Source organism: Streptomyces sp. HUAS TT11 (assembly GCF_051553595.1).
GTDB lineage: Bacteria > Actinomycetota > Actinomycetes > Streptomycetales > Streptomycetaceae > Streptomyces.
This window is the reverse complement of the sequence record NZ_CP196184.1, coordinates 8731961-8746313: the sequence shown is the minus strand read 5'-3', so window position 1 is coordinate 8746313 and position 14353 is coordinate 8731961. Positions and strand designations below refer to the sequence as shown.

At 69.2% G+C, this 14353-nt stretch carries 11 protein-coding genes; 5 read left to right on the top strand and 6 right to left on the bottom strand.

The window, feature by feature from the left end:
* Nucleotides 1-597: 597 nt before the first annotated feature.
* Nucleotides 598-3024 (top strand): SpoIIE family protein phosphatase, encoded by a 2427-nt coding sequence (locus tag ACSHXN_RS39320; protein ID WP_438305759.1) that lies wholly within the window; start codon nucleotides 598-600, stop codon nucleotides 3022-3024.
* A 212-nt stretch (nucleotides 3025-3236) separates the two neighbouring features.
* Entirely contained in the window at nucleotides 3237-3821 is a 585-nt protein-coding gene (locus ACSHXN_RS39315; RefSeq protein ID WP_383353293.1) for a CGNR zinc finger domain-containing protein, read from the top strand.
* 119 nt (nucleotides 3822-3940) lie between these two features.
* Here the strand turns inward: ACSHXN_RS39315 and ACSHXN_RS39310 are convergent, their stop codons facing one another.
* Both ACSHXN_RS39310 and ACSHXN_RS39305 read right to left on the bottom strand, forming a co-directional pair.
* Entirely contained in the window at nucleotides 3941-6394 is a 2454-nt protein-coding gene (locus tag ACSHXN_RS39310; RefSeq protein ID WP_438305756.1) for an FtsX-like permease family protein, read from the bottom strand.
* On the bottom strand, nucleotides 6388-7125 hold the full coding sequence (locus tag ACSHXN_RS39305) for an ABC transporter ATP-binding protein (protein WP_438305754.1): 738 nt from the start codon (nucleotides 7123-7125) through the stop codon (nucleotides 6388-6390). Before ACSHXN_RS39305 ends, ACSHXN_RS39310 begins: the two co-directional genes overlap by 7 nt.
* A 516-nt stretch (nucleotides 7126-7641) precedes the next feature.
* On the opposite strand from ACSHXN_RS39305, the gene ACSHXN_RS39300 reads away from it, so the two are divergent.
* Both ACSHXN_RS39300 and ACSHXN_RS39295 read left to right on the top strand, forming a co-directional pair.
* Entirely contained in the window at nucleotides 7642-8940 is a 1299-nt protein-coding gene (locus ACSHXN_RS39300) for a sensor histidine kinase (protein ID WP_438305752.1), read from the top strand.
* Nucleotides 8940-9572 (top strand): response regulator, encoded by a 633-nt coding sequence (locus tag ACSHXN_RS39295; protein ID WP_383353608.1) that lies wholly within the window; start codon nucleotides 8940-8942, stop codon nucleotides 9570-9572. The genes ACSHXN_RS39300 and ACSHXN_RS39295 overlap by 1 nt, the downstream gene beginning before the upstream one ends.
* Before the next feature lie 136 nt (nucleotides 9573-9708).
* Here ACSHXN_RS39295 and ACSHXN_RS39290 read toward each other — a convergent pair whose 3' ends face one another.
* Together ACSHXN_RS39290 and ACSHXN_RS39285 are read right to left on the bottom strand one after the other, a co-directional pair.
* A complete protein-coding gene (locus ACSHXN_RS39290; protein WP_356114007.1) occupies nucleotides 9709-10614 on the bottom strand; it encodes an NmrA family NAD(P)-binding protein in 906 nt (301 codons plus the stop codon).
* A 500-nt stretch (nucleotides 10615-11114) separates the two neighbouring features.
* Complete coding sequence (locus tag ACSHXN_RS39285) at nucleotides 11115-11567, bottom strand: MarR family winged helix-turn-helix transcriptional regulator (RefSeq protein WP_355133714.1); 453 nt, start codon at nucleotides 11565-11567, stop codon at nucleotides 11115-11117.
* Between the two features lie 531 nt (nucleotides 11568-12098).
* Between ACSHXN_RS39285 and ACSHXN_RS39280 the strand changes: the two genes are divergently transcribed.
* Nucleotides 12099-12293 (top strand): hypothetical protein, encoded by a 195-nt coding sequence (locus ACSHXN_RS39280; RefSeq protein ID WP_355133716.1) that lies wholly within the window; start codon nucleotides 12099-12101, stop codon nucleotides 12291-12293.
* A gap of 80 nt (nucleotides 12294-12373) precedes the next feature.
* Here ACSHXN_RS39280 and ACSHXN_RS39275 read toward each other — a convergent pair whose 3' ends face one another.
* On the bottom strand, nucleotides 12374-13276 hold the full coding sequence (locus ACSHXN_RS39275) for a DMT family transporter (protein WP_383353299.1): 903 nt from the start codon (nucleotides 13274-13276) through the stop codon (nucleotides 12374-12376).
* 810 nt (nucleotides 13277-14086) lie between these two features.
* Nucleotides 14087-14341: a hypothetical protein gene (locus ACSHXN_RS39270; RefSeq protein ID WP_438305749.1), complete on the bottom strand. Its 255-nt coding sequence runs from the start codon at nucleotides 14339-14341 to the stop codon at nucleotides 14087-14089.
* Nucleotides 14342-14353: the final 12 nt, after the last annotated feature.

Below are 14353 nucleotides of genomic sequence, written 5' to 3'. Positions count from 1 at the left end.
CACATGGTGTCGGCGGACGCCAACACCATCACCGTACGGCCACGTTCGTCAGCAACGGCAAGCGGCACCGTGGGCCGTACGACGACATGGCACTGCTCACCGCGATCAAGGAGGCCCCGCACGTCGAAGGGCAGGAGATGCCTCGCCCTCCTGCCCCTTATGCGGCGGCCGCCTGACCGCACGAGGCGGCCATGCGGTGGACTTCCGGATCTCGGCTTGAGCCTGTACCCCCGCCGCCACGAAGATCCGTCGACATGGTCCAGGCAGGGGCTCCACGGTCGGGGCTTCCCGGCCGCCTCCGATCGCCGCCCTTCTCAGGATGGCGCAGCCGATTTTCGCCTTGGTCGGTGAGGCGGCGCCGTTTACCCGGCGAGTGACGTGTTCTCTTTCCGGTTCCTCGAAGACCACTGCACGTCGAGGACAAATACAACGAAGCCTGACCGGCCGACGGACTTCGCCGCATGGATCACCATATTTGATGCACCAAATGCATTGCGGTAATGCCGACAACCCCCACCTCGCGAAGGAAGTGGCGCAGGAGCATAATAGGAGCAGCGCCTGTGGCATGACTGCCCTTTTTCGCACAGGAGTCCCTGCATGGACCAGGCGAACAGCGATCGGCACGGGCAGCGGTCACCCCTTCTCGCCGTCGGGGCAGCGGTTCTGGACCGTGAAGGCATGGTGGTCCGCTGTTCGTCGGCCGTCGCTGACCTTCTCGGCCGCAGCCCGGACGACATCTGCGGTCACCCGATCCAGGACTTCTTCGCCGAAAGCCCGGGCGTGGGCCGGGAGACGGGCGCAGGGCAACCGCCGGCCGAGGGAATCGTGACGTTTCGTCGCGGATCGGGTGGGACGGTCGAGGTGGACCTCCATGTCCTGCCGCTCGACGGCTCCCCGGACGAATACGTGATCATCACCGCGCCGGCCGACTCCTCGAGTGACTGGCGTTTCGGTGGGGCTTTCCTGCGTGCACTGCTCGGCCAGGATCAAATGGGCATCGCCATTCACGACGCAGAGATGAACGTCATACGGACGAACATCAGGTCCGAAATGTTTGAAGGGCCGCCCATCATACCGGGAATCCGCCTGAAGGATGTGATTTCCGCAGATGACGCCGAGATGATCGAGGTCCTGCTCAGTCAGGTGATGGAAACCGGTGTGCCGTTCGTCCGAAAGAGACTGGAAATTCATTCCTCGGCGGTTTCGGGGTATCAGTGGGACCTCTCGGTGTCCGCATTCAGGCTGCAGGACCCCGACGGCACTCCCTCCGGCATCGCCGTCACCGTCAACGACACCACGGCGCAGCAGAGGATCCGTCGTCAGATGGATCTGCAGCACCAAGCGGCCGTGCGGATCGGCTCCTCGCTGGACGTCGTCCGTACCGCACAGGAGCTGGCCGACGTTCTCGTACCCGAACTCGGGGATCTCACCGCAGTGGACATATCCGATGCGGTACTCGTGGGTGACGAACCACTGAACATCATCGAGGGAATGCCCTCGCATCTGGTCCGGGTCGCCACCTCGTCGGGATCCGACAGGTGGCCTCCAGGCCTCCTCGAACCGGGCAAGTCGCTCAGCCAGCCGTTCGACACGGTCCACATTCACCAACTCCAGCTGGGGCAGGCCCTCTCGCTCGACCGTGAGGACATGCTCAAGGTGCTGAGCAGCCCGAGTACGGCCGGACACCTCATCCCCGCCGGAGCGCATTCCATGACGATCGCGCCGTTGCTGGCACGCGGTCGCATGCTCGGCACGGTATCGGTCTGGCGAACCGAGCAGCCGGATACGTTCGACACGACCGAAAGGACTCTGCTGACCGAGATCGCCTCGCGCGCGGCTCTCGGCGTCGACAACGCGCGGCGGTACACACGGGAACACAGGGCGGCGGCGGCCTTGCAGGAGCGGTTGCTGCCACGTGCGGAGACCGATACCGCAGGCCTCGAGACCGTGGGCATCTACCACCCCGCGGTCGGCGGCGCCGGCATCAGCGGTGACTGGTTCGACGCCATCCCCCTGCCGTCACTGCGGGTCGCACTCGTCATCGGGGACGTCTTCGGCCACGGACTGTCCGCCACCGCCACCATGGGTCGCCTCCGTACCGCGATCCAGACCTTCGCCGATCTGGAACTGGACCCGGCGGAGGTCCTCACCCATGTCGAGTGCCTGGTCCAGCGACTGGCCTCCGAGACCCCGACCGAACAGCGGGATGTCGTCGGTGCCACATGCCTGTACGCCGTCTACGACCCCATTTCGGGGAAATGCACAGTGGCCAGTGCGGGACAGCCGCCTCCTGTTGTCGTCGGGCCGGACGGCACGGCGCGCGACATAGAGGTCTCCCCCGGTCCGCCGCTGGGTGTGGGAGGTGTGCCGTTCGAGTCGACCACGGTGGCTCTGGACGCCGGCAGCGTGGTGACGCTGTACACCGACGGCCTCTTCGAACTGGAGGGCTTCGACGCCGTCCATGGAATCAACCAGCTCCGCAACCGACTTGCGGTCCTGACGGGGACCGATCGGAGCCTGGCCGCCATCGGTCGCGACCTCATCGGCGATCTCACCGACCGGCCGCCCAGCGACGACGTGGCGCTCCTGCTCGCCCGCACCCGAATCATCTCCGAGGAGAACACCGTGAGTTGGCAGTTCCCCGCGGAGCCGGCCTCGGTCGCGGACGCGAGGGAGACCGTCACCAGGCAACTGGAGCGGTGGGGGCTGGACGAACTGGCCCTCAGTACCGAACTGGTCGTGAGCGAACTGGTGACCAATGCGATCCGGTACGCCGGCGGCCCGGTGGGGCTGCGGCTCATCCGCGAGAACGTACTGATCTGCGAAGTCGCCGATCCGAGCAACACCCAACCCAGGCTCCTCAGGGCCGCACCCACCGACGAGGGAGGGCGCGGGCTGTTCATCGTGGCCAAATGCACCAGCCGATGGGGCAGTCGGTACGGCCGGCGCGGCAAGACGATCTGGACCGAGCAGCCCTTGGACGGACTGCCCGACCAGATGGTCCCGCTGTTCGATATCGCCTGAGAAGGATGCCTTGACGTCCGTGTGAAGGAACCGTCTTCACCGGGCGGCAGTCGGCCGCTCGGTCCGTGAGCGATGAGCTCCGCCGGGCTGGGTGCGGAGCAAAGCTGTGCCAGTGAGGTCCCCCACCCTGGCCCGTCAAGGACCGAGTAAGAGATGTAGGCTGTATACATCTGTCGTCGGACACATGACGCAAGGCACGGGGAGTGATCCGAATGAGCTGGCCGGCCACGGCTCGCTACAACACGGAGCCGGCCCCGGAAGGGCTTGCCTTCGTGCAGGACCTCATGAACACGATCCCCGCCGGCAAGCCCCGTACGAACGACCTTCTGGCCGATCCCGGCTCCGCCCAGGCCTGGCTCGACCAGGCGCTGGAGGAGTGGAACCTGGCCACCGGCAATCCCCTGGCCGCAATCCGGCTCGACCCGCACGACCAGGAGGAGCTCCGCGCCTTCCGCGACGATCTGCGCCGGGCGGCCGGCCACGGCCACGACGACGCGCTCCCCCCGCTGCACACCGCGTCCGTCGCCATGCAGCTCGGCGGGGACGGCGAGGTCCGTCCGGAGCCGCGCGGAACCGGGTGGAGGCGTGTGGCGGCGCTGGTCCTGATCGAGGTCTTCCAGGCCCAGCGGGCGGGAACCTGGCAGCGGCTGAAACTGTGCCGCAACGACCGGTGCGGCACGGTGTTCTTCGACCGGTCCCGCAACAACAGCGGGGTCTGGCACAGCGTCAAGATCTGCGGCAACGCGGCGAATTTGCGGGCCTACCGGGCCAGGCAACGCGCCCAGAACGGGTCGTAGCCGCGGGACGGCCGGCAATGCGGGGAAGTCGACCGCGCCCTCGGCAGCAACGACTTCGCCGCTGCGACCCCGGGTGCCGGTTCCTCAGCGGGACCCTGAGCCGACAACTGCCACCGGAGTCACTCCCGTACGCCCACCGCCTCCACGGCCCGGCGACGCAGGGCGAACCACGCCGGAACGACGGACGCGACCAAGGCCAGCAGGGCACAGGCGGCGACGGCAGTGCCGATCAGGGCCCAGGGCAGCTCGATCGGTGTCCACACCGACAGCAGGCCCAACGCGCCCCACATACCCGCCAGGTCGAGACCGGCGACCAACACCCCGAGCAGCGCACCCACCACGACCACCGTCAGCGCCTCGGCGCCCACCAGCCGCAGCACCTGCCACCTGGTGGCTCCGGCCAGGTGCAGCACGGCCAGGTCGCGCACCCGGTCGGAGGTCGCCATGACCATGGTGTTGACCAGGGAGATACCCGTGTAGAGAAGGGCGATGCCGAGGACGAGCATCAAGCCGAGCCGGGTCGTACGGTTCGTTTCCGGGTAAGTGGCCCGCACCCACTCGGCCTTGGTGAGCAGCTGCCCACCCGAGTCCCGCATCGCCGCTCGCAGGTCCGCAGCCACGGAGTCCGCGTCGGCACCGGCGGCCAGCGCGACGTCGACGCGGTCCACAGGCGCGCCAGGGGCGTTGCGCGGAGTGACATAAGCGCCGTTGTTGCCGGTACCGGTGGTCATCACCGCGGCGATCCGCAGTGTCTTCCTCGTGCCGTCGTCGAGCCATACCTGCACGCGCTGTCCCACGGTGTGCCGCTGCCACTCCTCGTTGACGATGATCGAGCCGTCGTCGAGGTCGCTCACCTTCCCCGCGGCGAGCGGCAGCCGGGTGGTGGCCGCGAGCGGGCCGGGGTCGGCCGCACGGGCCTCTGATCCGATGAGCGCAACACCGTCCTCCATCACGTGGACGGCGCTGGAGGAGGTCGCCGACACCTTGGCACCCGGCACGGAACGCAGCCTGGTCAGTGTCGCCGTGTCGAGGCCTGTTCCGCTCGCCACGGTGATGACGAAGGCGGCGGTGGTCTGCGTACGCGTCTCCGTGGCCTTCGCTGTGTTCAGCGTCGCGGTGGCACCCAGCAGTGATCCCGCGAGGGCGACCGTGACGAGGACGGGCGCGGCGATCGCCGCGGTACGACGCACACCGGCGGCCGCGTTCTCGCCCACCAGCATGCCCCCTGCACCGGGAAGGCGGGCCGGCAGCCGGGCCACGAGCCGGACCGACGGGCGCACCACGATCGGGGCGAGGAAGGCGAACGCGGTGATGAGCAGCATGGGCCGGCTGACGTAAGACTTTCGGTGCAGCAACTCGCCCGGGTCACCGCAAAGCGCCATCCCCAACGTGACCGCCGCGGTCAGCAACAACGCCATGCCGGACAGCAGGCGACCCCACGTCATCACTCCGCTGTCGACGGAGGCATCGCGCAGCGCCTCGGTGGGACTCGTCCGGCCGGCCCGCCAGGACGCGGCGACCACTCCGCACAGGGCGACGAGCAGGCCGGTCCAGAAGGCCATGTGGTACGGCCATGTGCCGTCGCCGATGGTGTACCAGCTCGGCGCGAGCCCGGCGTCGACCGACCACTCGGCCAGAAGGGGTGCACCGTAGGAGCCGAGCAGGCAGCCGACGGCGGAGGCGAGCACGCCCACCAGGAGTGCCTCGGCGAACACCATGCGGCGGATCTGCCCCGGAGTGGCCCCCGCGGTGCGCAACAGCCCGAACTCCCGGCGACGTTGAGCGACCGTGAACGCGAAGGTGGACGCCACCACGAACACCGACACAAAGGCGGAGACACCGCCGGCCGTGCCGAACAGGGCGCTCATCGCGGTGATGGCCTCGCGATCCCGGTCGGGATCGGAGTCGGCACGATGGCGCGCATCACCGGTCAGGACCTGCACACCTTCGCCGCGCACCGCCCTGCGCACCGCCGCCGCGTCGGCGTCGACAACCGACTGAACACTGATCGGCGACAGTCGGGCGGCTTGTGCGTCGGTGTAGAAGACGGCGTTCTCGAAGCCGCGGTCAGCGACGGTGCCGACGACCCGTACGGCGCCGTGGCCGGTTCGAACGCGCTCACCAGGCTTCGACCAGTCGCCGCTGACGACCACTTCGTCGGCGGCCTTCGGCGCCCGTCCCGCGGTGATCTCGTACGGCGTGAAGGCCGCGATGGACCAGGGGTGACCCACCAGCTTCCCGGGGCCGTCCACAGCGCTCACGGCGAACGTCCGGTCCTGGACGACGGTGCCGAGTGCCTTGAGCTTCACCACGGTTTCGGTGGGCACCGCTCGCGGGTGGGCGAGCCTCTGGGTGCGCACGCCGATCGGGGTGGACACCCGCAAGGTGTCCGCCCCCTTCACGAGGACCGGGGCGGCCGCGAACCGCTCGGGCTTTCCGTCGGGCGCGTCGAACGAGGAGTCGAGCGCCAGGCCCATCACGGTGAGCAGCGCGACTCCGAGCGACAGCGCGACGAATGCGCCGATGAAGGTGGTGGAACGGGTGTGCAAGGTGCGCAGCGCGACGCTCAGCACGGCACGGCCTCCAGCTTGGTCATACGTGCGGCGATGTTGTCGGCACTCGCCCCGGCCAGTTCGCCGTTGACCCGCCCGTCGACGAGGAAGACCACGCGGTCGGCGTAGGAGGCGGCCACCGGGTCGTGGGTGACCATGACGATCGTCCGGCCGTCGCGGTCGACCATGGCGCGCAGCAGGGCCAGCACCTCGCGGCTGGTACCTGAGTCCAGCGCTCCGGTCGGCTCGTCACCGAAGAGCACCGCAGGGCGGGTGATCAGGGCCCTGGCCAGGGCGACGCGCTGCTGCTGGCCGCCGGACATCTCATGCGGCCGGTGCCGCGCCCGGTCACCGAGGCCGACCTGCCGCAGTGCTTCGCGGACCCCCGCCCTGGAGGGGCGGCGGCCGGCGAGCATCAGGGGCAGGGACACGTTCTGCTCGGCCGTCAGGGACGGCAGCAGATTAAACGTCTGGAACACGAATCCGATGCGCTCCCGGCGCAGCAGGGTCAGCCGGGTCTCGCTCAGTGTCGTCAGTTCGACCCCGCCCAGGGTGACCGAGCCGGAGGTGGGCCGGTCGAGACCCGCGGCGCACTGCAGCAGGGACGACTTGCCCGATCCGGACGGACCCATGACGGCGGTGAACGTCCCTTGGGGGAAGCAAAGTGAGACTTCGTCGAGCGCCGTCACGGCACTGTCGCCCGCCCCGTACCGTCGGCTGACGGAACACAACTGAATTGCATGGTCGACCACTTGTCCACCTCGTTGGGTTTCGGTCCTCCCGCGCCGCAGGCGGGTGGAGTCGTCGGGCGACGGAACCGGAAGGCCACTGCCGGGACAGGCGGTCGGGCGCCCGAAACCGTCCGCTGCGACGGCCGGTTGGGCGTTCGAAGCCGACACCTCGGCCGACTCCGGCACGGGAACCGCGGTGAAGGCCCGATCCCGGGTGCGCCGAGGCTGCCGACTTCGCACACGGTCAAGCCGTCCGGCGCGACGCCACCGGTCGCGGTCAGCCGGCGGCGTCGCCTCGGTGCAGGCGGCACCAGGACCGCGGTCGGGATGCCGTTGCCCGCTTGCCACCGAGTGCTCGGCGAACCCGGCCTTCATGTGATCGCCGTCTCCCTCGTCATTTCGATGTCTCAACACAACAGCGCGGGGCCCCTCGGCGCAGTACGGCAGAGCCGAGACTTGGGGTAGGGCCGGCCCTACCCACGATCCACCCCCTGGACCGATGGTGTGGGCCCCGCCGGACCTTCTACGGTGAGTGCCATGCACCCTCGGAACGTGTGGCAGGCCATGTCCCGGCCCGGCTACCTGGTGTCGCCCTGGCCGTGGCGCTCCGTCGCATACCTGCTCACCGGCGTCGTGACCGGAATGGTCGTGCTGGCGGGGCTGGTGACCTCGACGGCGGTCGGGGGCGCACTCGCCATCGTGCTCGTGGGACTGCCGCTGCTCCTCCTCACCGCACTCGCCGGCATCCCGGTCGCCTGGGCGGAACGGCACAGGCTGCGCCTCGTCCACCTGAACCCGGCTCCCGGCCGGCACACCAGGCCCCCCGCCGAGGGTCTCCGGTCCTGGCTGACGACTCGGCTGCGCGAGCGGACGACCTGGCAGGAACTCGGCTACACGCTGCTCTTCGCCTGCTTGCTGTGGCCGGTCGACGCCCTCGCGGTCACCGTCGCACTGCTCTTCCCGCTGTCCCTGGTCGCGGCACCTCTCCTCATGGCCACGGTCGGCGACGGCCGGCAGACGAAGGTGCTCAAGCAATGGACCATCGACACCTGGCCGACCGCGTTCGGTGTCGCACTGCTCGGGCTCGTCCTCTTGGCCCCATGCGCTTACGCCCTCGGCGTCGCGGCCGGCGCACGGGCCGAACTGACGCGGCTGCTCCTCGTCCCGCGCGACGCCGCCCTGGACGCCAAGGTGGTCGAACTCACCCGCTCCCGCGTGCGGTTGGTGGACGCCTTCGAGAGGGAGCGGCGCCGTATCGAACGCGACCTGCACGACGGCGCCCAGCAGCGCCTCGTCGCCCTGACGATGACGCTCGGTCTCGCACGGCTGGACGCCCCACCCGGCCCGCTCGCCGACCAACTCGCCAAGGCGCACGACCAGGCGGGGCAGGCACTCGCGGAGCTACGGGAGCTCGTGCACGGCATCCACCCCAAGGTGCTCGCGGACTACGGTTTGGAAGCCGCCGTCGCCGATGCCGCGGACCGATCCCCGGTACCCGTGGACGTCGCCCTGGAGCTGTCGGAGCGCCTGCCTCAGTCCGTCGAATCGGCCGCGTATTTCGTGGTATGCGAAGCACTCGCCAACATCGCCAAGCACAGCGGGGCGAGCCGTGCCGAGGTGAGCGGCGACCATCGCGACGGACGACTGCGCCTGCACATACGCGACGACGGCAAAGGCGGCGCAGACGCCTCGGTCGGCACCGGGCTCACCGGTCTCGCGGACCGGGTCTCGGTGCTTGATGGCAGACTTACCCTGTCCAGTCCCCCTGGCGGACCGACCCAGTTGAGTGTGGAGTTCCCTTGCGATCCCTGCCCGCCGACCGATCGCTCCGCGTAGTGCTGGCCGAGGACAGTGTCCTGCTGCGAGAGGGACTCACAGGCCTGCTCCACCGTTGCGGTCACGAGGTCGTCGCGGCCGTCGGAGACGCCGGGGCACTGTTCGCCGCGGTCGAGGGACACGCACCCGACATCATCGTGACGGATGTCCGCATGCCTCCGGGATTCCAGGACGAAGGACTGCACGCGGCAGTACGTCTGCGGGAGCGGACGCCCACCCTGCCCGTCCTGGTCCTCAGCCAGTACGTGCAGCGGACATACGCCTCCGAACTGCTCGACTCCGGAGACGGATCGGGTGTCGGCTATCTGCTCAAGGACCGGGTCGGGCAGGTCGAAGAGTTCGTGGACGCCCTGTGCGAAGTCGCCGGTGGCGGCACGGTCGTCGACCCGGAAGTCGTACGCCAGCTGCTGCGCCGTCGCCGCGACCCGTTGGAGCGGCTCACACCGCGTGAGCGCGAAGTTCTCGCCCTGATCGCGGAGGGCAGGTCGAACGGCGCGATCGCGCACGAACTCGTGGTGTCCGAAGCGGCGGTGGGCAAGCACATCAGCGGCATCTTCTCCAAGTTGGACCTGCCGCCTGCGGACGCGACGCACCGCAGGGTCCTGGCGGTACTGGCATATCTGAGGGCGTGAGCCGGCATGGTCCACCGTCCGTGCCGGCACCCTTCACCCGACCCGGGCGTCTGTGACCGTCATCGAACCGACGGCATGAGGCAACACGACGTAGGTCCGCAGAACATCGACGTCGCACGCGGCCGAAACGGCGGTCTCACCCCAGGTAGAAGTCCCTCCGGGCAGCCACGAAGTCCTCGACCGTCCGCGCCGGTACGCCCGTGACTCGCTCCACGTGGTCCGACGCGCGGTCGTAGCGGTTCTGTTGGTGCAGGCGTCCCATGACGGCGATGTGGTCCTCGATGTGCTGCGGCAGCCCCACCTTCGTCAGCACCTCGGCCCGCCACTGGTCCAGCGGCACGTCCGTATAGGTCACCGGCCGCCCGAGCGCCCGCGTGAACTCCTCAGCCATCTCGGTCATGTCGAGGGTGCGGGGCCCGGTGAGCTCGTAGGCGCTGCCTATGTGCGAAGCCGGCTCACGGAGCACCGTGGCGACCACGCGGGCGACGTCGTCCACCGCGACGGGCGATGTGCGCCCGGTGCCGAACGGCAGCGCTATCGTGCCGCTCGCCCGGATCGATCGTGCCGCCAGCGTGGTGAACAGCGGATTGTCCAGGAACGACGTCGGCCTGATGTGAACCACCGGCAGATCCGACCAGTTCAGCACCTGCTCGGCCAGCCAGTGCAGTCGCTGCTGATGCGACTCCGCGGTGCTGGTGGCGGTCATCTGCGACACCGTCATCTGCGACATGCCGACGAGAGCGTCCAGTTGCCCGTGCTCTCGGGCCACTGTGGCCACCACGGTCGCCGCGAGGAGGTGGTCGCGCGACACGGGCATCGCGAAATACATCCGCCCGACGCCCTCCAGCGCGGCCGCGACGCTCTCGGGCCGGGTCAGATCACCGAGGACGACCTCCGCACCGAGCGCGCGCAGCTCGGCCGCACGTTCGTCGTCGCGGCGGAGCATCGCCCGCACGGGCACGTCCTGGGCTCGGAGCAGTTCGAGAACGGTGCGGCCCACGCCGCCTGCGCCGGCGATGAGGACACGATTGCTGGCAACCATCGGTAAGTCTCCTTCGAAGTTCTTGAGCACTCGGGTTGAGCAGTCATGTGTGTGCGTGGGACGAGTGGCACTGCGGCATACGGCCACCACGCGCGGGACACCGGACCATGACGCCGCTCCGGCTCCCGGCAGGTCCACCGCGGTCCGCCGGCACACATGCCTGCGGATGTGCACGCATCAGCAATAGGAGCATATGCTCGTATCAATATGATCGCAAGGCACGAAGACCCCCGTCGCACCGGAAGCGCTCACACAGAACCGACCCGACCACTGATCACGCCCCGCCCCGCCCCGCGACGGCACGGCGGTGACCTTCGACCGGGCCGACGGAGCGGTCCCCGGCCGGCACGGACATCCTCGTAACCTGCTACCTCGCCGCTCTGGACATCACCGGGGGCAGGGGACGGGTGGAGCCGGGCACAGAGGACCGGGCCGTCCCGCCGGACGCGTCCGCACCCGCACCCGCACCCGCACCCGCACCCGCACCCGAGAAGATCCGCTCACTCCGCCCAGGGCTGGAAGCCGGTATGGAGGACGGCTTCGAGTGACGCACGCAGACGGGCCGCGTCGTCGACTCCGAAGCTCCCCTCGAACTGGGCCTGCACACCCTCCCACAAGGGCAGTGCGGCCTTCATCCGGGCCACGCCTTCGGGCGTGATCGTGACGATCCGAGCGCGACGGTCCGCCGCCGACGTCTCGACGGTGACGAGGCCCTCCCGTGCGAGCGGCTTGAGGTTGGAGGCCATCGTCGTACGGTCCATGGCGATCACGTCGGCCAGGGCGGTGATGGTCATCTCCCCCTGGGCACTGAGCCGCTGGAGGATGCTGAACTGCGTCCCTCGAAGACCGGCGGGTGCCAGCGCCTTGTCGTACGTCGCACCGAGGTACCGGGCCGCCTTGCGCAGCGCCAGGTTGTTGCACAGGTCTTCACGGCTCGCGGGCGTAGCGGTCATGGTCTCCTCCAGGGCTTCCCCTCAATGATAGGAGCATCTGCTCGCAAACCCAAAAGGCCCTGACGCCGACAAGAGCGTGGACCTGGGGGTTTCACTGTGAGGGTCCGATCCGATCCTGTCCGTTACCGATGGGTTCACCGAGTCACGGCACCGTCACGGATACCCATGGCCGACTACCCGAGAGAGTGGCGTCGCGGCCGCATGGTCCGCAGACGGCCTGAGCCGTGGAGGGTCGACGTGAACCGACGACCGCTCGCCTCGGCAGACACCGCCGGCCGGTGAGCTCCGCGCTGACCGAATCCCATTGAGTCGCTCGACTCCCGGCGCCGGGAAAGCACCGACGGCCCCTCCCCGCGGCACACGCGCTTCCAGCACCGGGTTCCCGCAGGTGCCGTGAGCGCGAGAACTCGCACATCGGCCAAGCCCTGCAGGGGAGTTGACGGTGCGCGTATGCTGGGGGTGAAACGCATCAACGCCCGCACCGGGCCGTGAGCCGGGTGGGCCGAGCGGGGGAAGAAAGGTGCGTGCCCGATGACGGTCGGGCTCCTCTCCACGATTGCCGGTGTGTTCTACGGCGGCACCGTCTCCATCCTCGCCCTTACGGCGACCTTTTCCTCACGCAGTACGTTGCGGCGTGAGGCGCGCAGCACCCTCGCTGTCCTGGTGTCGGGAAGGGCGGTGACGTCGGAGCGACCCAGCAACGGGAACGTGAGCCGCAACGGCTGAGTAGCCGGCGGTGAAGTGGCGAGGCCGAAACACCACCCCTGTTCGACGCACGATCGAACGGGCAGGATCGGTAAGTCACTTCACCGCCTCAGTCGACTGCCGCCCTGCCCGTCGTCGGACGTGCCGCCCCGGCCCATGGCGTACGCGCTGACCAGGATCAGTCCACAGCCTGCCAGTTGCAGCGGAGTCGGGCGCTCACCCAGGACGACCGCGCCCAGCACCACCGCGCCGACCGGGGTGAGCAGCAGCAGGACCGCACCGACATGGCTGGCCAGCCTGGGGGAAGCGGTCGCGACCAGCAGCCACCCCACGACCTGGCTGCAGGCGGCCACCGCCAGCAGCCGGCCGAGGGCCCTCCACCCGGGTGCCGGGTCGAACCCGTACCACAGCAGACCCGCGGCCAGCGAGACCACCGCCGCCGAGGCCACGACCGCGGTGTACACCTGCCGCACCTGCCCGGTATGGCCCCCGCGGCGCAGCAAGTACAGGAATCCCGAATAGCACACCGCCGCCAGCACCGCGTGGACCGTACCCCGGAGCGGATCGGAACCGACCGTCCCACCCTGCTCGAGCACCCCGCCCGTACACACCACACCCACCAGCAGCACGGGCAGCCACCACAGAAAACGGCGGGGCACCGGTTCCCGGTCGACCGCCCGGGCCAGCAGCGGCACCATCACCACCTGTACATTCACCAGCACCGTGGACAGCCCGGCCCCGACCTCGCCGATCGCCTGCGTCCACAGCAGCATGTCGCCGGCGAACAGCGCCCCCGCGGACACGGCAAGCCCGTACCGGTGCCTCGGGAATGCGCCGACGCGTCGGCGTTCCGCGGCCGCGAGCGCGAGCAGCGCCGGCAGGGCGAGGGCACATCGGTAGAACGACGCCGTGCCCGGCGAGGTACGTGCCAGATCGAGCAGGACGGCTGACCCCGATACGGACAGCGCCCCGATCGCCATGCTCCACACCGGGTACCGCGTCACCCACCGACCATCAGCCCCGTCCTTCCCGGGCGCAGTGGCGGACACCTGTCGGCCGCCGATCGGACGGGACACGCTGGATCACTCCTCCGTTCGTCCGATGGCACTCCCGGACAGAACCTGTGCCGGCCGCCACGAGTACCCAGCGAGGGCGCCTGGGAACAATGTCTCCGCGGTGCCCGCCCGAGCCGCACAACCGGTATCACGTACCGGGTCACCTTGCGCTCCAAGAGATGAGGAGCACGTTCGTCACGGTCCCTCCCGTCGACGACGCGCTGATGATTCCCGGCGCTCGTGCTCAGGCGGTGATCCCGAGTGCGTCCGGCACGTCGGCGACATGCTGACGCGCGGCCTCGTCCAGCCGAACCAGGGGACGGGACAGGTTCGGATCCTACGTCAGGCCCAGATGAGGCACAGTGCCCGACATAACGGGCAGACTGACGTGACTGCGCAAGGTGCCCACAGCGCCTCGAGTTGATCGGAAAGGGCGCTGGCCTCTTCTGTGCGACCGGCCTGCGTGGCGCCGGTGATGGCGAGGACGGCCCGCGGAAACATGCCCGCACCGCCGAGTACCAGGCATCGCATCCACCGATCAGGCCGCGGACGCCCGCATGGCCTCCGCTCACACCGAGGCCCGTACGCCCGCAATCGGCGCCGGGATCACTCTGCCCGGCACCGCATGCGAGGGCTCAATGCACCAGCCGCACCCAGCGTCAAACGTTCAGCAAATCACCGCACTCCCCCGTGGAGGGCTCCCGAAATGCAGGTTGCCTGCGGGAGCCCTCCGGCCTGTCGTCTCCGGGACGGCGGAGTTCAGAGTCGGCTGACCTCGATAAACTCGAAGGTCAGCAACCCGTTTGCCGCATAAGGAAGCCGTCCCAGCCTGTCCTGGGCGTCCCGCACGCTCCCGGCCTCCACCAGAAGGAACGCGCCGGGCCGGTCGTTGCGGCGGAACGCCGAGAGTACAACGCCGTCGGCCTTCAGCTCACGCAGTACCCGGGCCTCGTCGGCCGCGTGCGCAGCCAGCCCGCTCGGGTCGGTGACCGTTCCTGTCACATGCAGATACATCAAAATCTCCGT